The sequence below is a fragment of the Aeromonas sp. Prich7-2 genome (assembly GCF_017939255.1).
Classification (GTDB): Bacteria; Pseudomonadota; Gammaproteobacteria; order Enterobacterales; family Aeromonadaceae; genus Aeromonas; species Aeromonas caviae.
The window spans coordinates 41,663-63,039 of the sequence record NZ_JAGKRI010000023.1 but is presented as its reverse complement, the minus strand read 5'-3'; the positions used below and the strand labels follow the sequence as shown (position 1 = coordinate 63,039).

Annotated in this window: 28 protein-coding genes; 11 read left to right on the top strand and 17 right to left on the bottom strand. The window is 61.2% G+C overall.

Translation table 11 applies throughout. The features are described from left to right. Window positions 1-258: 258 nt before the first annotated feature. Window positions 259-510: a YkgJ family cysteine cluster protein gene (locus tag J9892_RS05610; protein WP_010675884.1), complete on the top strand. Its 252-nt coding sequence runs from the start codon at window positions 259-261 to the stop codon at window positions 508-510. Between the two features lie 163 nt (window positions 511-673). Here J9892_RS05610 and murA read toward each other — a convergent pair whose 3' ends face one another. Genes murA through mlaF form a run of 7 tightly spaced genes read right to left on the bottom strand, consistent with a single transcriptional unit; the run spans window position 674 to window position 5,195 of the window. Further along, entirely contained in the window at window positions 674-1,930 is a 1,257-nt protein-coding gene (murA, locus tag J9892_RS05605; RefSeq protein ID WP_201997239.1) for a UDP-N-acetylglucosamine 1-carboxyvinyltransferase, read from the bottom strand. A 19-nt stretch (window positions 1,931-1,949) separates the two neighbouring features. After that, window positions 1,950-2,207 (bottom strand): BolA family iron metabolism protein IbaG, encoded by a 258-nt coding sequence (ibaG, locus tag J9892_RS05600; protein ID WP_010675882.1) that lies wholly within the window; start codon window positions 2,205-2,207, stop codon window positions 1,950-1,952. After that, the gene (locus J9892_RS05595) at window positions 2,207-2,479 is read right to left on the bottom strand and encodes an STAS domain-containing protein (protein WP_010675881.1); all 273 of its coding nucleotides are present in this window, start codon (window positions 2,477-2,479) and stop codon (window positions 2,207-2,209) included. The genes ibaG and J9892_RS05595 overlap by 1 nt, the downstream gene beginning before the upstream one ends. Continuing rightward, window positions 2,476-3,108, bottom strand: a complete 633-nt coding sequence (gene mlaC / locus J9892_RS05590) for a phospholipid-binding protein MlaC (protein ID WP_039040470.1) — start codon at window positions 3,106-3,108, stop codon at window positions 2,476-2,478. Before mlaC ends, J9892_RS05595 begins: the two co-directional genes overlap by 4 nt. A gap of 2 nt (window positions 3,109-3,110) precedes the next feature. Further along, window positions 3,111-3,608 carry an outer membrane lipid asymmetry maintenance protein MlaD gene (gene mlaD / locus J9892_RS05585; RefSeq protein WP_010675879.1) on the bottom strand — a complete coding sequence of 166 codons (498 nt, stop codon included), beginning with the start codon at window positions 3,606-3,608 and terminating at the stop codon, window positions 3,111-3,113. 7 nt (window positions 3,609-3,615) lie between these two features. After that, a complete protein-coding gene (mlaE, locus tag J9892_RS05580) occupies window positions 3,616-4,395 on the bottom strand; it encodes a lipid asymmetry maintenance ABC transporter permease subunit MlaE (protein ID WP_010675878.1) in 780 nt (259 codons plus the stop codon). Beyond that, window positions 4,395-5,195, bottom strand: a complete 801-nt coding sequence (gene mlaF, locus J9892_RS05575; RefSeq protein ID WP_029314846.1) for a phospholipid ABC transporter ATP-binding protein MlaF — start codon at window positions 5,193-5,195, stop codon at window positions 4,395-4,397. Before mlaF ends, mlaE begins: the two co-directional genes overlap by 1 nt. A 206-nt stretch (window positions 5,196-5,401) precedes the next feature. On the opposite strand from mlaF, the gene J9892_RS05570 reads away from it, so the two are divergent. From J9892_RS05570 to npr, 10 genes are all read left to right on the top strand, one after another. Then, window positions 5,402-6,397 (top strand): KpsF/GutQ family sugar-phosphate isomerase, encoded by a 996-nt coding sequence (locus J9892_RS05570; protein ID WP_029314845.1) that lies wholly within the window; start codon window positions 5,402-5,404, stop codon window positions 6,395-6,397. Continuing rightward, on the top strand, window positions 6,397-6,951 hold the full coding sequence (kdsC, locus tag J9892_RS05565) for a 3-deoxy-manno-octulosonate-8-phosphatase KdsC (protein ID WP_041211851.1): 555 nt from the start codon (window positions 6,397-6,399) through the stop codon (window positions 6,949-6,951). Before J9892_RS05570 ends, kdsC begins: the two co-directional genes overlap by 1 nt. Beyond that, window positions 6,948-7,508, top strand: coding sequence for an LPS export ABC transporter periplasmic protein LptC (lptC, locus tag J9892_RS05560; protein WP_069785530.1), 561 nt, complete (start codon window positions 6,948-6,950; stop codon window positions 7,506-7,508). Before kdsC ends, lptC begins: the two co-directional genes overlap by 4 nt. Then, window positions 7,495-8,013, top strand: coding sequence for a lipopolysaccharide transport periplasmic protein LptA (gene lptA, locus J9892_RS05555; RefSeq protein WP_010675873.1), 519 nt, complete (start codon window positions 7,495-7,497; stop codon window positions 8,011-8,013). Before lptC ends, lptA begins: the two co-directional genes overlap by 14 nt. A 12-nt stretch (window positions 8,014-8,025) precedes the next feature. After that, window positions 8,026-8,751, top strand: coding sequence for an LPS export ABC transporter ATP-binding protein (lptB, locus tag J9892_RS05550; protein WP_010675872.1), 726 nt, complete (start codon window positions 8,026-8,028; stop codon window positions 8,749-8,751). Window positions 8,752-8,816: 65 nt separating this feature from the next. Next, the gene (locus tag J9892_RS05545) at window positions 8,817-10,256 is read left to right on the top strand and encodes an RNA polymerase factor sigma-54 (protein ID WP_113978266.1); all 1,440 of its coding nucleotides are present in this window, start codon (window positions 8,817-8,819) and stop codon (window positions 10,254-10,256) included. A 20-nt stretch (window positions 10,257-10,276) separates the two neighbouring features. After that, entirely contained in the window at window positions 10,277-10,564 is a 288-nt protein-coding gene (gene hpf / locus J9892_RS05540; protein WP_005305957.1) for a ribosome hibernation promoting factor, read from the top strand. A gap of 2 nt (window positions 10,565-10,566) precedes the next feature. Continuing rightward, the gene (gene ptsN / locus J9892_RS05535) at window positions 10,567-11,013 is read left to right on the top strand and encodes a PTS IIA-like nitrogen regulatory protein PtsN (protein ID WP_010675870.1); all 447 of its coding nucleotides are present in this window, start codon (window positions 10,567-10,569) and stop codon (window positions 11,011-11,013) included. 40 nt (window positions 11,014-11,053) lie between these two features. Then, entirely contained in the window at window positions 11,054-11,920 is an 867-nt protein-coding gene (rapZ, locus tag J9892_RS05530; protein WP_010675869.1) for an RNase adapter RapZ, read from the top strand. Window positions 11,921-11,940: 20 nt separating this feature from the next. Then, complete coding sequence (npr, locus tag J9892_RS05525; protein ID WP_010675868.1) at window positions 11,941-12,213, top strand: PTS phosphocarrier protein NPr; 273 nt, start codon at window positions 11,941-11,943, stop codon at window positions 12,211-12,213. 15 nt (window positions 12,214-12,228) lie between these two features. On the opposite strand, the gene J9892_RS05520 is transcribed toward npr, so the two are convergent. The 10 genes from J9892_RS05520 to degS all read right to left on the bottom strand — a co-directional run bounded on the left by J9892_RS05520 (window position 12,229) and on the right by degS (window position 21,341). Next, window positions 12,229-14,133, bottom strand: a complete 1,905-nt coding sequence (locus tag J9892_RS05520) for an HTH domain-containing protein (RefSeq protein ID WP_201872162.1) — start codon at window positions 14,131-14,133, stop codon at window positions 12,229-12,231. A gap of 103 nt (window positions 14,134-14,236) precedes the next feature. Then, a complete protein-coding gene (locus J9892_RS05515; protein ID WP_171864964.1) occupies window positions 14,237-14,977 on the bottom strand; it encodes a KDGP aldolase family protein in 741 nt (246 codons plus the stop codon). Further along, window positions 14,977-16,092, bottom strand: coding sequence for a DgaE family pyridoxal phosphate-dependent ammonia lyase (locus J9892_RS05510; protein ID WP_201872164.1), 1,116 nt, complete (start codon window positions 16,090-16,092; stop codon window positions 14,977-14,979). Before J9892_RS05510 ends, J9892_RS05515 begins: the two co-directional genes overlap by 1 nt. Then, window positions 16,076-17,215 (bottom strand): amidohydrolase/deacetylase family metallohydrolase, encoded by a 1,140-nt coding sequence (locus J9892_RS05505; protein WP_201872166.1) that lies wholly within the window; start codon window positions 17,213-17,215, stop codon window positions 16,076-16,078. The genes J9892_RS05510 and J9892_RS05505 overlap by 17 nt, the downstream gene beginning before the upstream one ends. Before the next feature lie 201 nt (window positions 17,216-17,416). After that, window positions 17,417-18,067 carry a DUF4310 family protein gene (locus tag J9892_RS05500; RefSeq protein WP_041214029.1) on the bottom strand — a complete coding sequence of 217 codons (651 nt, stop codon included), beginning with the start codon at window positions 18,065-18,067 and terminating at the stop codon, window positions 17,417-17,419. An 11-nt stretch (window positions 18,068-18,078) separates the two neighbouring features. After that, complete coding sequence (locus J9892_RS05495) at window positions 18,079-18,855, bottom strand: DUF4311 domain-containing protein (RefSeq protein ID WP_010675862.1); 777 nt, start codon at window positions 18,853-18,855, stop codon at window positions 18,079-18,081. 25 nt (window positions 18,856-18,880) lie between these two features. Then, window positions 18,881-19,177 (bottom strand): DUF4312 family protein, encoded by a 297-nt coding sequence (locus J9892_RS05490; protein WP_069785536.1) that lies wholly within the window; start codon window positions 19,175-19,177, stop codon window positions 18,881-18,883. Further along, the gene (locus J9892_RS05485) at window positions 19,177-19,542 is read right to left on the bottom strand and encodes an SFCGS family glycine-rich protein (RefSeq protein ID WP_049637185.1); all 366 of its coding nucleotides are present in this window, start codon (window positions 19,540-19,542) and stop codon (window positions 19,177-19,179) included. The genes J9892_RS05490 and J9892_RS05485 overlap by 1 nt, the downstream gene beginning before the upstream one ends. After that, window positions 19,543-19,905, bottom strand: a complete 363-nt coding sequence (locus tag J9892_RS05480; RefSeq protein ID WP_210538043.1) for a transcriptional regulator — start codon at window positions 19,903-19,905, stop codon at window positions 19,543-19,545. Window positions 19,906-20,213: 308 nt separating this feature from the next. Then, on the bottom strand, window positions 20,214-21,341 hold the full coding sequence (gene degS, locus J9892_RS05475; protein WP_161469869.1) for an outer membrane-stress sensor serine endopeptidase DegS: 1,128 nt from the start codon (window positions 21,339-21,341) through the stop codon (window positions 20,214-20,216). Window positions 21,342-21,377: the final 36 nt, after the last annotated feature.

Genomic DNA, 21,377 nt, shown 5'->3' with positions numbered 1-21,377 from the left:
GACTCAAACTTTCCGGGAGGACAGGCGTGAATGAAGTCGAGAGCTTGGTCGATACGCATAAAAAAATCCGAAACCCAACAAGGAGTTTCGGATTCTTACACAGCCTGAGGATCGGTCAATGGATCCTTAACTGATCGGCATTACGGCACTGCCGGGCTTTTTGCGCTCTGCAGGGCGCCAGGATGCCCGGGCAGGGATAAGGCTTAGGAGAAACCGGACTCCTTGCTACACTGCGGTGCCCCACAGAGGAAAAATCACATGGAATGTCGTCAGGGATGCGGTGCCTGCTGCATCGCCCCCAGCATCAGCAGTGCCATTCCCGGCATGCCGGATGGCAAGCCCGCCGGTGTGCCCTGTGTGCAGCTCGATGCGCACCTGGGGTGCAAGATCTTCGGTCAGCCGGAGCGCCCGGCGGTGTGCGGCGGCTTTCGCCCCATGGCGGACGTGTGCGGCTCCCATCGCCAGGAGGCCATCTGGCTTATCGGCGAGCTGGAGCGGCTGACCGCCTGAGCCCTTGACCCTCTCCCTCGGGGAAAGGGTGTCTGCTTGTCTCCCTTCATCTCCGCCCCTTCTCCCGCAAGGGGAGAAGGGGGTGCCGCCATTCGGAGTCATGAAAAAGGCCCCCTCGCCTGGCGAGGGGGCCTTTTTATGGTCGGCTCATGGTGAAGCCAACTTATTCCTTGACGCGCTCGATGCGACCACCCAGGCCTTGCAGCTTGTGCTCGATGTCTTCGTAGCCACGGTCGATGTGATAGATACGATCGACGATGGTGGCCCCTTCGGCCACGAAGCCGGCCAGCACCAGGCTGGCGGAGGCGCGCAGATCGGTCGCCATCACCTGGGCACCCTTGAGCTGCTGGGTGTCGCGGCAGATGGCCACATTGCCCTGCAGTTCGATGTCGGCACCCATCCGAACCAGCTCGGGCACGTGCATGAAGCGGTTCTCGAAGATGGTCTCGGTGACCATGCCGGTGCCCTGGGCGACCGCGTTCAGCACGGTGAACTGTGCCTGCATGTCGGTCGGGAACGCCGGGTAGGGGGCGGTCTTGATGGTGACAGGTTTCAGGGGGCGACCTGTCATGTCGAGGGTGATCCAGTCGTTACCCTTTTCAATCAGGGCGCCAGCTTCTTCCAGTTTGACCAGTACGGCTTCCAGCAGGCTGGGGTCGGTGTTGCGGCAGGTGATCTTGCCACCGGTCACGGCGGCGCCCACCAGGAAGGTGCCGGTCTCGATGCGATCGGGCTGCACGCTGTAGCTGCCACCGTGCAGACGTTCTACGCCGTCGATGGTCAGGGTATCGGTGCCGGCGCCCTGAATGTTAGCTCCGAGCGCGTTGAGGAAGTTGGCCAGATCGACCACCTCCGGCTCACGGGCGGCGTTTTCGATCACGGTGCGACCGTCAGCCAGGGTGGCGGCCATCATCAGGTTCTCGGTACCGGTCACGGAAACCATGTCCATCAGGATGTGGGCACCTTTCAGGCGGCCGTCGACGCGGGCTTTGATGTAGCCCTCTTCGATGACGATCTTCGCGCCCATCAGCTCCAGGCCGTGGACATGCAGGTTGACCGGGCGGGCACCGATGGCACAGCCGCCGGGCAGGGAGACGTCTGCTGCACCGAAGCGGGCTGCCAGCGGGCCCAGGGCCAGGATGGAGGCTCGCATGGTCTTCACCAGCTCGTAGGGGGCGACATGATTGTTTACCGCGCCGGTCAGCACGGTCACGTTGCCGTTGACCTTGGTGGTGGCGCCCAGCATCTCCAGCAGCTTGAGGGTGGTACCCACGTCTTTCAGGCGCGGTACGTTGGAGAGTTGAACCTCTTCGTCACACAGCAGGGTGGCAAACAGGATGGGTAGGGCGGCATTCTTGGCGCCGGAGATGGTCACTTCACCGGAGAGGGTGCAGGGGCCGGTGATCTTGAATTTGTCCATGGTTTACTTCTTTACCAAATCAGGAGGGCAGCTGGAATTTACGCTCGCGTTTCCACTCGGCGTCGGTATAGGCCTTGATGGAGAGAGCGTGGATCTCGTTGGTGGCGATCTTGTCCATCAGCGGGGCATAGATGGCCTGTTGTTTCTTGACCCGGCTCATGCCGTCAAACATGTCGCCGACGGCGATCACCTGGTAGTGACTGCCGTCCCCTTTGACATGGACTTCGGACAATGGCAAAGCCTCGAGGAGTATCGCTTCAATTTCAGAGACTTGCATTATGAGTCCTCAGTTGTGAGCGGGGTTGAATGAAAGAGGCTGGCCACCCCGTAGAGGTTGGCCAGCGTATGGAAATCGTTGGAGGCACCCACCAGTGTCGGAGTGGCACCCCGTGCCAGTGCCGCCTTGGCCCACTTGACCAGCAGGGCAAGGCCGGCGGAATCCAGGGTAGTGACGGCACCGAGTTCGAGCCGATCGTCCTGCCACCAGTCGGCGCGGCGTTGCCACAGATCGTTGACCTGCGGGGCCTGCAAGTCACCGCTCAGGATCATGACTTGATCACCAGCGGCTTGGCGTTGTGTTCACGCAGCTGGGCGATCACCGCATCGATGCCGTTCTGGCGAATGAGGCCGCCCAGCTCGTTCTGCTTGGCGGAGAGCAGGCTGATCCCTTCGGCAACCATGTCGAAGGCTTTCCACTCGCCGGTCTTGTTGTTCTTGCGCAGCTTGAACTCGAGGAAGATGTCCGGCTTGCCGGCCTCTTTCACGCTGACGTTGACGGCGGTGATGTTGCTCTCGGCGGCTTTGCCGGGCTGGACCTTGACGGTCTGCTTGTCAAAGTGTGCCAGGGCGTCGGCGTAGGAGCTCACCATGTACTCGGTGAAGACGTCCACAAAGGCGTCACGCTGGGCAGGGGTCGTCTGTTTGATCTGGTTGCCGAGCACCTTGTAGGCGGCGAAGCGGTTGTCCACGTAGGGCAGCAGCTCCTCGCGGATGATGACGCGCAGGTGATCGGGGTTGCTCTTCACCTGGGCCTGATCGGCTTTCAGGCGGGCAAAGGTCTGCTGGGCGGCCTGATCCACGAGGGCATAGGGGTCCGAAGTGTTGACATCCGCACGGGCGACGAGGGAGAACAGCATGCTGGTCATCAGACCCAGCATCAGGGCGATCTTCTTGAACATGGTTACTCCTTGGTTGCGGGTGTGTTGGCCGGGGAGGACTGGCTGTAGAGGAACTTGCCAATCAGATCTTCCAGCACGATGGCGGACTTGGTGTCTTCGATCATGTCGCCATCCTTGAGCATGCTGGTGCCCATCTCCTCATCGCTGAACCCCGGTGCCAGACCGATGTACTGCTCACCGAGCAGGCCAGAGGTCAGGATGGAGAGGGTGCTGGTCTCGGAGAACTCGCCGGCACTCTTCTGCATCTGCAGGGAAACGATGGGGACCTGGCTCTTGGGATCCAGGGTGATGTCGCTGACACGACCGACGACGACGCCGCCGACCTTGACCGGCGAGCGTACTTTCAGGCCGCCGATATTATCGAAATGGGCGCGCAGGGTATAGGTTTCTCCTTCCGGTTTGAAACTCAATCCCGCCACTTGCAGTGCCAATGCCAGAATGGCCGCGATGCCAGCCAGCATGAAGGCGCCAACCAGAAATTCTACTTTGCTGAACTTCATCTTTCCCTTATCCAAACATGACTGCGGTGAGTATAAAATCCAGACCGAGCACGGCCAGGGATGAGTGAACCACGGTACGGGTGGTCGCCTGACTGATCCCGGCCGAGGTCGGTTTGGCATCATAGCCGTTGAAGAGCGCTATCCAGGTCACCACCAGGGCGAAGATCAGGCTCTTGATGGCGCCCTGCATGATGTCGTCCTGCCAGTCGACGGAGGCCTGCATGGCGGACCAGAAACTGCCTTCGTCCACCCCCAGCCAGTCGACACCAACCAGCTTGCCGCCAAAGATGCCGATCAGGCTGAACATGAAGGCCAGCAGCGGCATGCTGATGACCCCGGCCCAGAAGCGGGGCGCCACGACCCGACGCAGCGGATCGACCGCCATCATCTCCAGGCTGGAGAGCTGCTCGGTGGCCTTCATCAGGCCGATCTCGGCGGTGAGGGCGGAGCCCGCACGACCGGCGAACAGCAGGGCGGTGACCACAGGACCCAGCTCACGGAGCAGGGAGAGGGAAACCAGAGGCCCCAGGCTCTGCTCTGCGCCGAAATCCTTCAATACGTTGTAACCCTGCAGGGAGAGCACCATGCCGATGAAGAGGCCGGACACCAGTATGATGGCGACGGATTGCACTCCCACCACATACAGTTGCTGCACCAGCAGCGGGAAGTGCTTGCGTGGCTGGGGTCGTCCTGCCAGTGCATGAAACAGCATGATGGTTGCCCGGCCGACGGCGTTGATGAAACGCACACCGCTGCGGCCCAGCTTGCTTATCTGACTTGTCAACATCACAGATCCTGTAGCAGGTCGCCTGCCGGAAAATGAAACGGAACAGGACCGTCGGGCAATCCCTTGAGGAACTGCTCGACTTCGGGATTGTGCTCCTCGCGCAGCTGCTCCGGTGTGCCGTGTGCCACTACCTTGCGGTTGGCGATGATGTAGGCGTAGTCGGCGATGCTCAGCACCTCCTTCACGTCGTGGGTGACGATGACGGAGGTGATGCCGAGGGCATCGTTGAGCTCCTTGATGAGCTTCACCAGCACCGCCATGGTGATGGGGTCCTGCCCCACGAAGGGCTCGTCATACATGATGAGATCCGGATCCAGCGCGATGGATCTCGCCAGGGCCGCGCGACGCGCCATGCCACCGGAGAGCTCGGACGGCATCAGCTTGGCCGCCCCGCGCAGACCGACAGCCTGCAGTTTCATCATGACGATGGTGCGGATCAGCTCTTCCGGCAGGCCGGAGTGCTCCCGCAGCGGGAAGGCCACGTTGTCGAATACGGTCATGCCGGTGAACAATGCGCCACTCTGGAACAGCATGCTCATCCGTTTCCGCACTTCATACAGGCGTGAACGGGAGAGCGTGGGAACGTCTTCCCCGTCAAACAGGATGTGACCGGACTCAGGCTTGAGCTGGCCCCCGATCAGGCGCAGCAAGGTGGTCTTGCCGATCCCGCTCGGACCCATGACGGCGGTGACCTTGCCACGGGGAATGGTCAGGTTGATCCTGTCGTACAGCAGCCGATCCCCGTGACTGAAGGTCAGGTCGGAGATGGTGATCAGGTCATCGTTCAAACAATTGTCCATCCGGTATAAATGAAGAGCGAATTTTATGGGCTAGTCTAGGTCTAAGCAACAGCGAGGAACAACTATTGAGCGGGTTTCCCCCCCAAGCACGCGACAGTTTTATGTAACAACCTGCGTCAATGACCGCCCATTCCGCATCCGATTCGCTTATCTCGGCAGACTTTTTTATAATCCCGCAGCAAATTTCGGCCCGGAGCTGTGCCTTTATGTCTGTAAAGCCTGAAAAAGTGTCTGAATTGTTCGATTTCCGTCGCAGCGCCCGAGCGGTGCTGGACATAGAAAAACAAGCCATTGATGGACTCTACCAGTACCTTGACGAGGCGTTCGAGCGCGCCTGCGAGATGGTGCTGCGCTGTGGCGGCAAGATAGTGGTGACCGGCATGGGCAAGTCGGGTCATATCGGCAACAAGATTGCCGCGACCCTGGCCAGCACGGGAACGCCCGCCTTCTTCCTGCACCCGGGCGAGGCCAGCCACGGGGATCTCGGCATGATCTCAGCCGGGGATCTCATCATCGCCATTTCCAACTCCGGCGAGAGCGACGAGATCCTGGCCCTGCTGCCGGTGCTCAAGCGCCGCGGCATTCCACTCATCTGCATGACAGGCAATCCTGCTTCCACCATGGCGAAAGAGGCCAACGTGCACCTGTGCATCAAGGTGGAGAAAGAGGCCTGCCCCCTCGGTCTGGCCCCGACATCCAGCACTACCGCCACCCTGGTGATGGGGGACGCGCTGGCCGTGGCCCTGCTGGAGGCCCGTGGCTTCACCGCCGATGACTTTGCGCTGTCGCACCCGGGCGGGTCCCTCGGCAAGCGGTTGCTGTTGCGAGTGGGCGATCTGATGCACAGCGGCGAGCTGTTGCCCAAGGTGGGGATAGATGCCACCATCAGCCAGGCGCTGCTGGAAGTGAGCCGCAAGGGGCTCGGCATGACGGCGGTGGTGGACGATCAAGGGCTGCTTGCCGGTCTGTTCACCGATGGTGACCTGCGCCGCATTCTGGACCTGCAGGTGGATATTCATCACACCCCCATCAGCCGCGTCATGACGGTGAACTGTGTTACCGTAGGGCCTGAGATGATGGCTGCCGAGGCCGTCAAGCTGATGGAAACCAGGAAAATCAACGGGTTGTTGGTCGTGGATGGGGAGAGACACCCGCTGGGTGCCTTCAACATGCATGACCTGCTGAAAGCCGGAGTAATTTGATGCAAGACGTACCGACCCTCTATGGTCCGGTGACGCGCAGCCAGTACGAGAAGGCGGCGCAGATCCGCCTGCTGGTGTGCGATGTGGATGGGGTGCTCTCCAACGGCTTCATCTATATGGGCAATAACGGCGAAGAGCTGAAGACTTTCTGCACCCGTGACGGTGCCGGCATGCGTGCCCTGCTCAATGCGGGCATCGAGATTGCCATCATCACGGGGCGAAACTCCCGCATCGTCAGCGATCGCATGAAGAGTCTGGGAGTCCAGCACCTGGTGCAGGGTGCAGACCAAAAGCTGCCCCACTTCGAGGCCTTGCTGACCAAGCTCGGGCTGGATGCATCGCAAGCCGCCTATATGGGAGATGACACCATCGATCTGCCGGTGATGCAGGCTTGCGGCCTGGGTATCGCCGTTGCCGACGCCCATCCGCTTGTGCTGGCGAAGGCGGACCTGGTGACGCGGCTTGGCGGTGGCGTCGGGGCCGTGCGCGAGGTGTGCGACCTGATCTTGCAGGCCCAGGGATTGGCTGACTATCAACCCGAGGCGTCGCGATGAACAAACAGACTGTGCTGTTCGGCCTGCTGTTTCTGGCTGCGCTGGCGGCCTGGCAGCTGGGGGAGATCGAGCTGGTCCCCGAGCCGACCACCAAGACGGAAAATTTTCAACCGGACTTCACCGCCAGAGAGTTGGTGACGACCCGCTTCAACGAGCAGGGCAAGCGCACCGAGCGGCTGGAATCCGAATATGCGGAGTACTACCAGGTACTCGAGCAGGCCACTTTCACCAGGCCGGTGGTCTACATGTTCGATGACAAGGGCGCGGCCGAATGGAAGCTGACGGCCGAAACCGGGGTGCTCAACACCGATGACAATGTGATCCTCCGTGACAAGGTGCATCTGGACGGTCTGCTGCCCGCCTCCTTCATCTCCACGCTGGATACCTCCTATCTGGAGCTGGATCTGGTGACGCAGGGGATGAGAAGCAACCAGCACATCAGCATTGTGGGCCAGGAGTTCCAGACCGAGGGCGTTGGCCTCAAGGGTCACCTGGAACGTAAATATTTCGAGTTACTGGATAAAGGCCATGCCACTTATTTCAATGAAAAACGTTAATCTGGCCCTCACGGCCCTGTTGCTGTGCGGTTCCCTGAATGCCAAAGAGTCCGACTTTGCCGAGAAGGTCTATGTGGATGCTGTCAAGCAGGTGGCCGAGATGCAGGACAACCGCATCACCTTCAGCGAGGATGTCATCATCACCCAGGGCACCATCAAGATTAAGGCTGACAAGGTGGTGGTGATCCGCTCCGGCGACAAGGGCGCCGAGGTCATGACCGCGTATGGCAACCCAGCCACCTTCTTCCAGGTGCTGGACAACGGCAAACCGGTTAATGCCCATGGCAACAGCATCCGCTACGAGCTTAAGAACCGGCTGGTGACCATCACCGGCAATGGCCAGCTCAAGCAGGAAGACAGCCAGGTGACCGGCGATCTCATTCGCTACGACATCGTCAAGCAGAAGATGATTGCCGAGAGCAAGGGGCCCACCCAGCGCGTCAAGACGGTGTTCCTGCCGGATCAGGTGGAGAACTTTGACAAACCCGCCGATCAGAAGAAGTAGGAAACAACAGCCATGGCAGTGTTAAAAGCAACGGGTCTGCAAAAGAGCTACAAGCGCCGCATGGTGGTCAGCGATGTGAGCCTGGAGGTGGGAACGGGCCAGATCGTGGGCCTGCTCGGCCCGAACGGTGCGGGCAAGACGACCTCCTTCTACATGATCGTGGGCCTGGTGCAGCGAGATGCCGGCCTCATCACCATCGACGAGCAGGACATCAGCCTGCAGCCCATGCATATCCGTGCCCGCAATGGCATCGGCTATCTGCCTCAGGAGGCCTCCATCTTCCGGCGCCTGTCGGTGTTCGACAACTTGATGGGGGTCATGCAGACCCGCAAGGGGTTGAGCCGCGAAGAGCGGGAGGATAAGGTCGAACAGTTGCTGGAAGAGTTCAATATCACCCATATCCGCGACAGCCTGGGCCAGAGCCTCTCGGGTGGGGAGCGGCGCCGGGTGGAAATCGCCCGGGCGCTGGCGGCAGAACCGAGATTTATTCTGCTCGATGAGCCTTTCGCAGGTGTTGATCCTATTTCAGTCATCGATATCAAAAAGATCATCCAGCATCTGAAAGAGCGCGGGTTGGGTGTGCTGATTACGGACCACAACGTCAGAGAGACGCTGGATGTGTGCGAGAAGGCCTACATCGTCAGCCACGGCAAGATGATTGCCGAGGGCGCGCCGGCCGATATCCTCGCCGATGAGCAGGTCAAGCGCGTCTATTTGGGCGATCAATTCAGTCTATAGTAAGGGGGCACCCCTCATTTTTGTTAGGTGACTGCCTCGCTGAACATAAGGATATCCCGACGTAGATGAAGCCGACATTACAGTTGCGTCTCGGTCAGTCCCTGACCATGACGCCACAATTACAACAAGCGATTCGTCTGCTCCAGCTCTCCACCCTGGAACTCCAGCAGGAAATTCAGCAAGCGCTCGACAACAACCCTTTGCTGGAGCAAGAGGAGAACGAGGCGCAGGAAACCAGTCAGGCAGAGACACAGGACGCCAGTCAACTCGACTCCAGCGATGCCATGGCCCAGGAGAGCATGCCGGATGAACTGCCGGTGGACACCACCTGGGACGAGGTCTACTCGGCCGGTACAGCTCAGAGTGCAGGCCCCATCCATGACGGGGAAGACAGCGTCTATCAGGGGGAGACCACCGAGAACCTGCAGGACTACCTGCTGTGGCAGATGCGGCTCACCCCGTTCAGTGATGTGGATGCTGCCATCGCGCTTGCCATCATCGATGCCATCGACGAATCCGGGTATCTGACTGCCACCCTCGAGGATATTCAGGCTGCAGTCAGCAGCGAGGAGGTAGAAGTCGAACTGGATGAGATCGAAGCCGTGCTCAAGCGGGTGCAGCATTTCGATCCGGTCGGCATCGCCGCCCGTTCGGTGCAAGAGTGTCTGCTGATCCAGCTCGGCCAGTATTCGCCGGACCTGCCCTGGCTCGAGGAAGCCAGAGAGGTGATCCGCGAACACATGGACCTGCTCGGCAATCGCGACTACCGCACCCTGGCTCGCAAGACCCGCCTCAAGGAGAGCGATCTCAAGGAGGTGCTGGATCTCATCCAGCAACTGGAGCCCAGACCCGGCAACGGCATCATCCAGAGTGAATCCCAGTACGTGATCCCGGATGTGTCCGTGGTCAAGAAGGGCAGCAAGTGGGTGGTTGAACTCAATCCGGATTCTGCTCCGCGCATCCGTGTCAACGAGGCCTATGCGGCCATGGCGCGCAATGCCCGCAGCAGCACGGATACCCAGTTCATCCGTTCTCATTTGCAGGAGGCCAAGTGGTTCATCAAGAGCCTGGAGAGTCGTAACGACACCCTGCTCAAGGTGGCCAGCTGCATCGTCGAGCAGCAGCAGGGCTTTTTCGAGTACGGCGAAGAGGCCATGAAACCCATGGTACTCAACGACATCGCGGAAGCGGTGGAGATGCATGAGTCGACCATTTCACGGGTCACGACCCAGAAGTACATGCATACGCCCCGCGGCATTTTTGAACTGAAGTTTTTTTTCTCCAGTCACGTCAATACGGAGGGAGGAGGAGAGTGCTCATCGACCGCTATTCGCGCCCTGATCAAGAAGCTGGTGACGGCGGAAAACCCCGCCAAGCCGCTTAGTGATAGCAAGATCGCGGATTTGCTGGCCGAACAGGGTATTATGGTGGCGAGACGCACGATCGCAAAGTACCGTGAATCCTTGTTGATCCCGCCATCCAATCAGCGCAAACGCCTGGTTTAGGCAAACAAAAGGAAGACGTTATGCAAATTAACCTGACCGGACACCATGTCGAGATTACCGAAGCTCTGCGTGATTATGTGAACAACAAATTTGCCAAACTCGAGCGTCACTTTGACCATATCAACAACGTACACGTGGTGTTGAGCGTCGAAAAACTGAACCAGATCGCCGAAGCCAAGCTGCATGTCAGCGGGGGAGAGGTGTTCGCCAATTCGCAGCATGCCGACATGTATGCGGCGATTGATACCCTGCTGGATAAACTGGATCGGCAGATCATCAAGCACAAAGATAAGTTAAATCAAAAATAACTATGCAACTTGAACACATACTGAGTCGGGACTGCACCAAGAGTGCGGTCCCTTGTACCAGCAAGAAACGCGCGCTCGAGATCATCAGTGAACTGGCCGCAGAGCGCCTCGGCGCTTCCCGCCAGGTCCTGTTTGAAAGCCTGCTGGCGCGAGAAAAGATGGGCAGTACCGGGATCGGAGCCGGTATCGCCATCCCCCACGGCCGGATTGACGACGCCTTCGCGCCGACCGCCGTGTTGATGACCTTCTCCGAGCCCATCCCTTTCGATTCTATCGACAATCAACCGGTTGACCTGCTCTTTGCATTGCTGGTGCCGGAAAGCGAGTGCAAGCAGCACCTCAAGACTCTTTCCCTGATGGCATCCAAACTGGGTGACAAGGCCGTCTGCCGCCAGCTGCGCCAGGCGACCAGCGACGAAGAACTCTATCAGATCATGACGTCGGCCTGAGGCCGGGTCTGACACAGCCACGTTGGCGTGAGGGGACAAGATGCAGTTAATAGTAGTAAGCGGTCGTTCGGGCTCCGGCAAGACGGTGGCCCTGAGGGTGCTCGAGGATCTCGGGTACTACTGCGTGGACAACCTGCCGGTCAACCTGCTGCCCCAGTTGATCGTGTCGGTGGAGAGCCAGTATGACAAGCTGGCTGTCAGCATCGACGTGCGCAACCTGCCTGCCCAGGCAGACAGGCTGGAGAACCTGCTGAGCCAGGTGCGCAACGAGGGGCGAGTCAAGTTTTCGAGCTTCTTCTTCGATGCGGACAACGCGACCCTGCTCAAACGCTACGGTGAGAGCCGCCGTCTGCACCCTCTGTCCCGCAACAAGCTTTCGCTGGACGAGGCGATCCGGGAAGAGACCCACCTGCTGGCACCGCTCTCCTCGACCGCCGACCTGCGCATCGACACCACCAACCTCAGCATTCACGATCTCAGCGAGCTCATCAAAACCCGGGTGCTTGGCAAGAAAGAGAACGAGCTGGTGCTGGTGTTCGAGTCATTCGGTTTCAAGTACGGTATTCCCAAGGATGCGGACTTCGTGTTCGACGCCCGTTTCCTGCCCAACCCGCACTGGATCCCGGAGCTCAAGCCCTTCACCGGCAAGGATGAGCCCGTTGCCAACTACCTCTCCAGCCAGCCGGATGTCATGCTGTTCATCCAGCAGATCGAGAATATGCTGGGGACCTGGTTGCCCCACCTGGAGCGCAACAATCGCAGCTATGTGACCGTCGGGATCGGCTGTACCGGCGGACAACACCGCTCGGTGTTCATCGCCGAACGGCTGGCCAGCGCATTCCGGTTGCTTGGCAAGAACGTGCAGATCCGCCATCGCACGTTGGACAAGCGTTCAAACCCCGCCTGACAGATCCACAGGATGCTCAGATGACCGTTTCCGCCTCGGTAGAAGTCAAAAACAAGTTAGGCATTCACGCGCGACCGGCCATGATGCTGTTCGAGCTGGTGCAGGGGTTCGATGCCCACGTGTTGCTGCGCAACGAAGAGGGGGTCGAGGCCGACGCGGACAGCGTGATCGGCCTGCTGATGCTGGACTCCGCCCAGGGCAAACAGGTGGAGGTGCAGGTGGAGGGCCCCGAAGAGGTAGAGGCCCTGGCCGCCGTGGTGGCGCTGTTCACCTCGGGCTTCAATGAGGAGTAATACGCCTCGGCGTGCTCAAGGTGCGCTGCGAGCCAGCGCCTTGAAAGCGGCAAAATCCCGACAAGCCAGCAGACTTCTGCTGGCTTTTTCGTTCATCAGTGCCAGAAACAGATCATAAAGTCCCATGGCTTCCTCATAGTCCGCCTTGGCGATGGCCAGCACGAAGATGAGGGTAGCGCTCTCGCCGTTACCCCAATCGATCCCCTGGGGGGCCAGCACGGTATAGACCAGGGTGCGGCGCGCCAGGAGGCCGAGGGAGTGGGGCAGAGCGATGCCGTCCCCCAGCATGGTTGAGACGATCTGCTCCCGCTCCTGCAAGGATCCCCGGAATCCGCTCTGCACCAGATCCTCCGCCTCAAGCTGGCTGCAGATGCGATCAAACAGCGCCCCCTGGCTGATGGGTTCATCAAGCACCATGAAGTGGTCGGCATCGAAATACTTGTCGAGCAGATAGGGACGGGTGCGATCGACGAGCACCAGCTTGCCGAGCTGCTCCAGCTGGTACTGGGTCGGGAAGGGGGAGACCTGCACCACGGGAGCATTCTTCTCGCTCACCTTGAGGGTGCTGATGACGAAATCCTGCTCGACTCGTACCAGTCCCTCATAGTCCCGCACCGACTCCAGCGTGGTCAGCTGCAGTTGGGGGTATTCCCGCCGGATGCGTGCTTCCAGCACCCGGAAGGTGGCGTTGCCCGCATCGCACAGCAGCAGCGCCTGGGGGCGCCGGGTGTAACCGATGTCGTAGTGGCGCTCCAGGCCGACCCCGATGTGGATCACCAGGTAGCCGATCTCGTGGTGGGTCAACCGGTAGGGGGTCTGCCTGATCCACTCAGAGATGGCCGCCAGGGTGATGTCGTAGGCGAGGGGGTAATACTGCTTGATGTGGTCCGCCAGGGGATTGTGGCTGCCAATCTGGTATTTGACCCGCAGCAGCATGGCGCCGACATGGGTCTGCAGGTCGGCTCGCAATTGCGGGTCGCCGCGCAGGTCATAGGGGTAGTGGTGGTGGATGTAACCCAGCAGGTGCGCAGTCAGCTGCTCGCTCTCGGCCGCCATGGCCGGGCTGAGCAGGGGCGTCTCTGCAGTGAGGCGAGCCTGGATCTGGATGGCGAGACAGGCGATCTCTTCCTGCCCCGGTGAAGTCAGGGTTGGCAGCTCGGCATAGATGTCGCGGGCCACCACTGCCAGGGGAGGGGTGATGTCGTCGCTGGCAAACTGGCGCAACTCGTGGCCAGACGCCTGGCGAAGCAGGGCGACGGCACAGTAGACGGTGACTTGCTGCAGGCTCTCGTCGGCCAGGCGCAGCTGATGGCGACCGAGTTGCTCGTGAATGTGGTTGCCCACTACCTCCAGCGTCTTGCTGGGGCAGAGGGTGGGCAACAGGCTCTGGAGCGGATGCTGGTGCAGCAGCTCCTGGCAGAGCAGTTGGGTGAGGCAGGCGCGGATCGCCATCTCGCTTCCCGCAATGCGCATCCCCACTCTGGGTTTGCTGTCGATGGTGAGCCCGAAGTGGGCGAGCCGCTCCCGCACCTCCGTCATGTCCCCTTGCAAAGCCGCCCGGCTGAGATACCAGGTGTCCGCCAGCTCGTCGAGTTTGATCCCCTGTTCCGCCGTCAGCAGCAAGACCTGGAGGTGCAGCACCCGCTCGCGGCTGGTGCGAGGCAGAGGGCTCTCCTGCCCCTGGGCGACCAGCAGCGCATCGAACAGTCCCTGATTGTAGATCTTGAGCTGGTAACCGCTGCCCCGCTGATGGATCAGGTGGGCGCCCCGGGTGGCAATGAGCTCGTTCAGGGTCGCCACGTCGGTACGCACCGTGCGGGTGGAAACATTGAGACGGCGGGCCAGCTCCTCCTGTGGCAGAGGCTCGGCGTGAAGCAGGGCGAGCAGTTGCTGGAGTCTGGGGTGGGGCAGCTTGGTCATGAGGGGGTGAGGACTCCTGTCGCGCATGGTGGGTCGATGTTAACAAGGGGGTCATTAACAAGCCAGGCACCGCCCAGTGATCGGACCGGTGCCTGTGGGGTTGCTATGCCAGCAGTGCCTTCACCATGGCGAGGAGGGTACGCACATCCTCCGGCCGGGTCTGGCTGCTCTCGCTGTCGATGATGGAGCTGTAGACATGGGGGATCACCTTCTCGACTCCTGCCTCCAGCGCGATCCGCACTATCTCCTCGAAGTTCTCAAGATCGATGCCGCCGGTGGGCTCCAGCCAGAAGCCGTGTCGGGCACAGGCCTCGGCCACTGCCTGATACTCGGTGCGGCAGGCGAGTCCCCCCATGGGGAAGAACTTGACCGAGCTGCCGCCCATGTCCTTGAGCAGGGCAATGGCGGTGTCGATGGGGACGATGCCGTCAGCCTGCTGTGCGCTGAGGGGGCCAGTGGAGATCTTCACCATGCCGGGGATGCCGGTGGGGGAGACAAGGCCATTGACGAGGGTGTCAGCTTGACCGAGCAGCGCCCGGCTGGCCCCGACCCCGGTGAACACCTGATTGACATGCTGAGGCTGCAACTGGCGGGCCAGCTCGGCCACCATGGCGGACTGGCGCGGATCACCTGCTCCCAGCCCGATGGAGAGGGCGTTGTCGATAAGCTTGGCGTAGGCCTGCATGTCGGCGACGGCAGAGGGAATGTCCGGGTAGTTCTTGGAGAGCACACCGACCAGGACGTGGCCCTCGGAAGCCTCATAAATGTCGACGGCATTCTCTTTGGAACCTGCCAGCACGTTGAGGCAGACCCGATCGCGGTAGTAATTGGGGGTAAGAGACATCAGTTGTTCTCCTGAGCGAGGTGGGCAATGGCGGAGTGGATCTGGTCGAGCTGGGGCAGGGTGACGCTGCGCACGTCTATCTCGATATGCCCCTCGTTGGCCTTGTAGCCGCGGCAGTAGATGGCGGGGGTACCCTGTTGCAGACGGGAGACCACTTCCACCCTGGTCATGCCGATCTGCTGGTGGTCGAAGGCGATGTCGGTGCGGGCGATGTCGCGCCCCGCGCTGTCCCACACCACCTTGGCGCTGACGCCGGGCAGCTGGTTGAGGCGCTCGATGAAGGGGGTCATCTTGGCGACCATGGCGGTGCCGCTCTCCTTCTCTTTGGCCAGGTAGCGCTCGATGGCGTGGGTCAGGCCGAGGATCCCCTCCTTGCCCACCTTCATGGCACGGCCGATGCCGTTGGCCTGCTGCTTGACCCACTCAACATACTGACGCCTGCCGAGCACCAGGCCGCTGGTGGGCCCTTCGATGGCCTTGGCGCCGCTGTAGATGACCAGATCTGCACCCTGGTTGTAGTAGAGACGCAGATCCTCTTCGGCCGCTGCATCGACGATGAGCGGGATCCCGTGGGCCTTGGCCACCTCGGCCGCCTCGGTCACCGACAGAATGCTCTTCTGCACGCAGTGGTGGGACTTGATGTAGAGGATGGCGGCGGTATTGGCATGGATGGCGGCGGCCAGCTGGGCGGGTGTGCACTCGTTGGCGTAGCCTGCCTCCACCACCCTGCCGCCCCCCAGGTTGACCATGGTGCCGACGGGGGCACCAAAGTTCACGTTGTGGCCCTTGGGCAGCACGATGTCGCTCGGCACGTCGTGGGCATGAGCATGCAACTGCTCGAGGCGATAGGGGTCGCCGCGCACTATCACGGCGGCCACCGACTGGGCGATGCCGGCGCTGGCGCAGGAGACCACCACCGCATCTTCAACGCCCAGCAGATCGGCCAGGTAGGCGCCGGTCTTGTTGACCAGATCCTTCACCTCGAAGTAGTGGCCGAGGCCGAAGTTGACCGCATCGACCACCTCCTGCTCGGGGGTGGATACGCCGAGGATGGTCATGCGCCCGGAGGCGTTGATCACCGGTTTGAGCCGGTATTTCTCATACACAGAAGGCATGGTGTGATTTCCCGTAGTGAGTCAGAACCAGTGCGCCGCCCACCAGGGCGGCGAGAGGGAGCAGTTGCCGATCACCGTTGCGGGTGCCGGCCTCGGTATCGGTAAAGAGAGTGGGGCCGCAGCTCACCTCGAACAGGGTGATGTCTGCATCGGCGCCCACCTCGAGTCGCCCCTTACCGGGCAGGCGCAGGGCATCGGCGGCCTGGTGAGTGACGCAGGCGAGTACCTGCTCCAGGGTCATGCCGATGGCGAAGAACTTCGACATCACGTGGGCAAGGCTGTAGACGGGCCCCTTGATGCGGTTCTTGCAGTAGATGTCTGAACTGATGGTGTGGGGCAGGATGCCCTGGGCAATGGCCAGCTCTGCCACCTCGAAGCTGAAGCTGGCACCGCCATGGCCGATGTCGAGCAAGAGTCCCCGCCGCATCGCCTCGCGCACCGCCTGGCGCAGTTCACCCGCAGGGGTCAGGATGCGGTTGGGCTTGCCGTTGAAGCAGTGGGTCAGCAGATCGCCCTCCCCCAGCAGGGCGACGATCTCGTCCAGATCCGGCGGCGTGTTGCCCACGTGCACCATCAGTGGCAGGTTGCCATTGGCCTGCTGGATCTGCTTGGCCATGCGCAGGGGTTGCAGACCGCTTTCACCCACCACGCTGCCGCTCATGCGCGCCTTGATGCCGACGATGAAGCCGGGATGGCGCCGGATGGCCGCCTGGGCGAGGGCGGGATCGATGTCTGCCGGATCCGCCAGCTCGTTCTGACGCAGCAGACCGATGCGGGAGATGTTGAGCAGGGCATGCACCCGGGTCTTGCAGGTGGCGGCGAGACGCTGGAAGTCGTCCACATCGTCGGCTCCGGTGCTGCCGGCGTCGATGACGGTGGTGACGCCGGATTCCACGCCCACCTTGTCCGGCTCATCGTGATAGATGGGGGAGGCGGGGTAGCAGTGGGTGTGGCCGTCAATCCAGCCGGCGCTCACATGGACCTGCCCACCCAGAGTGAGGGTTTGCTTCGTCTCCGAGCTTTCTGGCAGCGAACCCAGCGCCGCTATCTTGCCATGCTTGATGGCGATGTCGACGAGCTGCCCGTTTCCCAGGCGTCCCGCCCTGATGATCATGTCGTACATGCTGATATCCCTCTTGGAACCTGCTTGCGCTCTTACTGTGAGGCCGCTTCCAAGGCTCATGTGCTGTGCGCGTATTTGTAACCAAGAGTTCTCACGTCTATCCATACGCTCCGGCCCCTGCGCTGCTCTTCACCTTGCTGACGACCTTTCGCGACAGAGCGCAAACAGGTTCTTGAATGCCGCCCAAGAGACGGCCTTGGATTAAGCCAGGGCGATGGGGAAGAAGGTCCCGAACAGCATGGCCCCCAGGATGGCGCCCCCCGTGATGGGCTTTTCCCAGATGTAGAACAGCAGCGCACCCAGCAGGGAGCCTATCCCGATGGGAATGGAGGCGCCCATGGCGGAGAGGATGATGAGGGGACCGAGGAAGCGGCCGGAGCTGTTGCCAGCCCCCATCATGACGTCCGCCCCGTAGGTGGAGTTGCTTTGGTTGATGGTGAACTTGCGCGCCAGGATGATCACGTAGCCGATGGCCATCCCAATCCCCATGCCGGTGATCAGGGAAGCGGTGAAGTTTTCCACCGGATAGATGATACCGGCCCCCAGTAGCAGGGCGGGCACCCCGAGGCCGACTCCGGTCTGGATGGCGCCGCCGATGTCGAGGATCCCCACCAGGGAGCCCTCGATGATGCGGGCGAACAGGAAGCTGGCACCGAAGGCGGCGACTGCACCATAGGCCCCCGTGTCCATGCCGGCCTTGAGCATGGCAACGAAGGCCACCTCGTTGAAGGCGCCGACCCCGTAGAGGTAGAACATGTGGGTACCGGCGAAGACGCCGGAAGAGAGCAGACCGACAAAGATGGGGAAGGACCAGTCGGCATACCAGAAGTTGTTTCTCAGTTTCTCATCCATGGTGTGCTTCCTTATTTTCCGCTCATGAGGTTGTGGACGTTTTCCAGCCACAGGGGAACGCCCAGGTGGAAGGATTCAATGAGTTTCATGTCAAAGCCGCGGAAGAAGCCGCTCAGCACGAACAGCAGGACGATGGCACTCATCATCACCTTGGTGACGTGGTTCCAGCCGCTCTCTTCCACCCCCTTGCCGATCAGGATGCCAAGCACCAGGCCTGGTACCGCGTTGCCCATGATGAGCTGGGCCAGACCGCCGAAGATGGTGGCCCAGAAGCCGGACTTCTTGCCTGCCTCGATGGCGGCCAGCCAGAAGATCACCGGCATGACGGTATTGACCAGCAGGTTGGCGGCGGGCACCAGTACCTTGACCGCGGTGACCTGCAGGGCGGCTGGCACGGCGGCGGCGGTGCTGTTGAGGAAGGCGACTACGATGGCACCTATGATGCCGCAGGCGATGGCCATCTTCTTCGGGTCATGGAGGGTGGTGGCGAGATCCCGGTTCTTGATCATCAGGGCCGCTGCACCCCAGTTCGGCAGGATGCGGTGATCCACGTCCTGAGTGAAGGCGCCGGCTGCGACCGTGGAGGCCCAGGCGTTGAAGAAGAAGCCCAGACCGAATGAGAAGTGGGAGGCGGGGTCCCCTTCGCAGGAGTTGAGTTCGCCCAGGGTGCGGAACGCGCCCATCCCCTGCACGGTCGGGGCGTGGAACATCCGCGCCGCGCCAGCTCCCACCCCGACGCCTACCAGGCCACCGATGATGAGTGACTTCATCAAAATGATTAGAAACATCCAACTTGTCCTTTTGGTTGTGGGGTCAGGCCCGGGTGAAATCCACCTTGTCGACATCCAGGCTGGTGACCTTGACGGTGATCGCCAGCCGGACCCGGAACTCGTGGCGCTGGCGTGGCAGGAAGAAGAACAGGAACTTCTCCACCCGTACCGACTCCTCGGCCTCGATCACCTCGACCTCGAGGGGTTCGATGCGCAGCATCACCTTGGGGCTCTCCTTGAGCAGGCTGGGTTGCACCTGGCTGAGGGCGGCAGCGAACGCCTGCTGGCGAGTCGCCCCCTTGCCGTTGACCGTGATCCGGGTGGTGAAGTGCTCTTTCATCAGGTGCGCCCGTGTTTCTTGGCGAAGGCTTCGATCAGCTTCTGGCCCAGCTCTTCCTTGTCCATGAAGCCGAAGCCCAGTACCACGCACCCCTCGTTGATGGCGGTGACACCCTCTTCGATGGATCGCATGCCGTAGCGGCACTTGTAGCCGTACTTGGTCTGGGCCGTGATGGCGCCCGCGCCACCGCTGCCGCAGAAGGAGATGCCAAGGTCGGCCTGCTCCTTGTTCATCACATCACCGAGCTTCATGTCGGCGGCCATGCCGGGGATGACGGTCACGGTGGCGCCGGCGGCTTCTGCGCCTGCCCCCACTTTCTGTCCCTTGCCGAGACGATCTCCAATCACGAGTTTGATGGCAGTCATTTAGCTTTCTCCTTTTACTGAGCTGAGTTCGTTTTCTTTGGCCACTTCAAAATGGACGGACAAGAGGTGCGCCTCCTCGTAGGCGAGGCGGTCGAGCCAGGCGACGACCTGTTCGGCCAGGCGCAGGGAGAGGGGGGAGATCTCCTCGAACAGGCTGAGGTCGACCTCCGGCAGGGATTCCCCGCTGTAGGAGCGCCACACCATGGCCTTGACGTGGGAGGCCAGCATCTGTTGCTGCACGTCGTTGGGGCGTATGCTCTGATCCGCCAGCAGGTTGTGAATGCGGGCCAGGGTCAGGTCGGTCTTGCGCAGCAGTGCCGGGCTGTCCGGGGTCAGGGGGGCGTCATGGGTGTCGATATTCAAGGTCTGCTCTCCAGGCTGGCAGAAAGGATGGGATCACCATAAAGCGGAGGAGAGTGCGGGAGGAGGCAGGTTTTTTCCGATTCGAAGTGGAAATCCGGAGGAAAAGGCATCAAAAGAAGCCCTTTTGGCGTTCAGGAAGAGGAAAGGAGCGAACTGGCGGCAAGGGAGTGTGATCGATGGCGCGTTTTGACGGCGCCTTCGCCCGATTGCTCATTGGCGCAATGTGTGAGCTGTCTCACGCACAGGTGGGCGCCGGAGGAAAGCGGGCACAAAAAAGGGCCCTGTCGGGCCCCGCGAGGATCCGCCCCTCAGGTGGTGGGTGCCGCACTGCTGGTCGGCAGGGTCTGATTCTGGTAGCGCAGGTCCTCTTCGATGATGACATCGACGTCCAGCGGCTTGCCGTTGCGGATCACCGAGATGGTGAGCTTGGTGCCGGGGCGGCTCTCGACGATCTTGTCCATGACGGGACGCACGCCGGTGATGGCCTCTCCGTTGATCTTGAGCAGCACATCCCCACGTTTGAGACCGGCCTTGGTGGCTGGGCCATTGGGATCCAGGCTCTCCACCACCAACCCCTGCAAGTCCCCCAGGTTCAGCATGCGCGCGACGATGGGATTGATCTCGACGCTGGAGATGCCGAGGTAGCCGCGGATGACCCGGCCGTTGGCGATCAGCTCGTCCATGATGCGCTTGGCCAGCTTGTAGGGGATGGCAAAACTGATGCCATAGCTCTCCTGATTGCCGTTGAGGTGGTAGGCGGCGGTATTGATACCTACCAGATCGCCACGGCCATTGACCAGGGCGCCTCCGGAGTTGCCCTCGTTGATGGCGGCATCGGTCTGCAGCAGATCCTGTCTGCCATTGCTGTCCGGCCCCATGCTGGAGAGGCCGATACGCCCGGTGGCGCTGATGATGCCTTGGGTGATGGTCTGGCCGACGTTGTAGGGGTTGCCGATGGCGAGCACCACGTCTCCCACGTCCGGCAGACGATCCGGGTCCTGAGGGATCACCGGCAGGTTGTCCGATTCGATGTAGAGCACCGCCAGATCGGTCAGTTTGTCGGTGCCGACCAGCTCTGCACTGAATACCCGACCATCTTGCAGGGCGACGATGATCTGGTCCGCATCGGCGATGACGTGATAGTTGGTGAGCACGTGACCGCGCTGGTTCATGATGACGCCGGACCCCAGCCCCTGGGGTCTGAGTTCGGCTTTTTCACCGCGATTGCCGGCGAAGCTGCGGGTGTAGATGTTGACGACGGCAGGGCCGGCACGATGGGCCGCGTAGGAGAAGCTCAGCTCGCGGGCATTGGTGATGAGGCCCGGCAGGGGAGCGCCGCCGCGAAAATTGGGGAACACCAGCAACAAAAGCGCAGCCATGGCGAGGCCAAAGCCGACGGACTTGCCCAAGTAGCTGATCAGTGGTGGGATTTTCATGTCTTTCTCGTCCGTACAGGCTGCGGGCAGAGAATA

Coding starts and splice junctions, on each gene's coding strand:
- lptA (WP_010675873.1), top strand. CDS start 7,495: ATGAAAAACGTTAATCTGGCCCTCACGGCCCTGTTGCTGTGCGGTTCC.
- hpf (WP_005305957.1), top strand. CDS start 10,277: ATGCAAATTAACCTGACCGGACACCATGTCGAGATTACCGAAGCTCTG.
- J9892_RS05490 (WP_069785536.1), bottom strand. CDS start 19,177: ATGAAAGAGCACTTCACCACCCGGATCACGGTCAACGGCAAGGGGGCG.
- J9892_RS05515 (WP_171864964.1), bottom strand. CDS start 14,977: ATGTCTCTTACCCCCAATTACTACCGCGATCGGGTCTGCCTCAACGTG.
- mlaC (WP_039040470.1), bottom strand. CDS start 3,108: ATGTTCAAGAAGATCGCCCTGATGCTGGGTCTGATGACCAGCATGCTG.
- lptB (WP_010675872.1), top strand. CDS start 8,026: ATGGCAGTGTTAAAAGCAACGGGTCTGCAAAAGAGCTACAAGCGCCGC.
- J9892_RS05485 (WP_049637185.1), bottom strand. CDS start 19,542: ATGACTGCCATCAAACTCGTGATTGGAGATCGTCTCGGCAAGGGACAG.
- mlaD (WP_010675879.1), bottom strand. CDS start 3,608: ATGAAGTTCAGCAAAGTAGAATTTCTGGTTGGCGCCTTCATGCTGGCT.
- degS (WP_161469869.1), bottom strand. CDS start 21,341: ATGAAAATCCCACCACTGATCAGCTACTTGGGCAAGTCCGTCGGCTTT.
- J9892_RS05545 (WP_113978266.1), top strand. CDS start 8,817: ATGAAGCCGACATTACAGTTGCGTCTCGGTCAGTCCCTGACCATGACG.
- J9892_RS05595 (WP_010675881.1), bottom strand. CDS start 2,479: ATGATCCTGAGCGGTGACTTGCAGGCCCCGCAGGTCAACGATCTGTGG.
- mlaE (WP_010675878.1), bottom strand. CDS start 4,395: ATGTTGACAAGTCAGATAAGCAAGCTGGGCCGCAGCGGTGTGCGTTTC.
- murA (WP_201997239.1), bottom strand. CDS start 1,930: ATGGACAAATTCAAGATCACCGGCCCCTGCACCCTCTCCGGTGAAGTG.
- mlaF (WP_029314846.1), bottom strand. CDS start 5,195: ATGGACAATTGTTTGAACGATGACCTGATCACCATCTCCGACCTGACC.
- J9892_RS05500 (WP_041214029.1), bottom strand. CDS start 18,067: ATGGATGAGAAACTGAGAAACAACTTCTGGTATGCCGACTGGTCCTTC.
- ptsN (WP_010675870.1), top strand. CDS start 10,567: ATGCAACTTGAACACATACTGAGTCGGGACTGCACCAAGAGTGCGGTC.
- J9892_RS05505 (WP_201872166.1), bottom strand. CDS start 17,215: ATGTACGACATGATCATCAGGGCGGGACGCCTGGGAAACGGGCAGCTC.
- lptC (WP_069785530.1), top strand. CDS start 6,948: ATGAACAAACAGACTGTGCTGTTCGGCCTGCTGTTTCTGGCTGCGCTG.
- J9892_RS05495 (WP_010675862.1), bottom strand. CDS start 18,855: ATGTTTCTAATCATTTTGATGAAGTCACTCATCATCGGTGGCCTGGTA.
- kdsC (WP_041211851.1), top strand. CDS start 6,397: ATGCAAGACGTACCGACCCTCTATGGTCCGGTGACGCGCAGCCAGTAC.
- rapZ (WP_010675869.1), top strand. CDS start 11,054: ATGCAGTTAATAGTAGTAAGCGGTCGTTCGGGCTCCGGCAAGACGGTG.
- J9892_RS05510 (WP_201872164.1), bottom strand. CDS start 16,092: ATGCCTTCTGTGTATGAGAAATACCGGCTCAAACCGGTGATCAACGCC.
- ibaG (WP_010675882.1), bottom strand. CDS start 2,207: ATGCAAGTCTCTGAAATTGAAGCGATACTCCTCGAGGCTTTGCCATTG.
- J9892_RS05570 (WP_029314845.1), top strand. CDS start 5,402: ATGTCTGTAAAGCCTGAAAAAGTGTCTGAATTGTTCGATTTCCGTCGC.
- J9892_RS05520 (WP_201872162.1), bottom strand. CDS start 14,133: ATGACCAAGCTGCCCCACCCCAGACTCCAGCAACTGCTCGCCCTGCTT.
- J9892_RS05610 (WP_010675884.1), top strand. CDS start 259: ATGGAATGTCGTCAGGGATGCGGTGCCTGCTGCATCGCCCCCAGCATC.
- npr (WP_010675868.1), top strand. CDS start 11,941: ATGACCGTTTCCGCCTCGGTAGAAGTCAAAAACAAGTTAGGCATTCAC.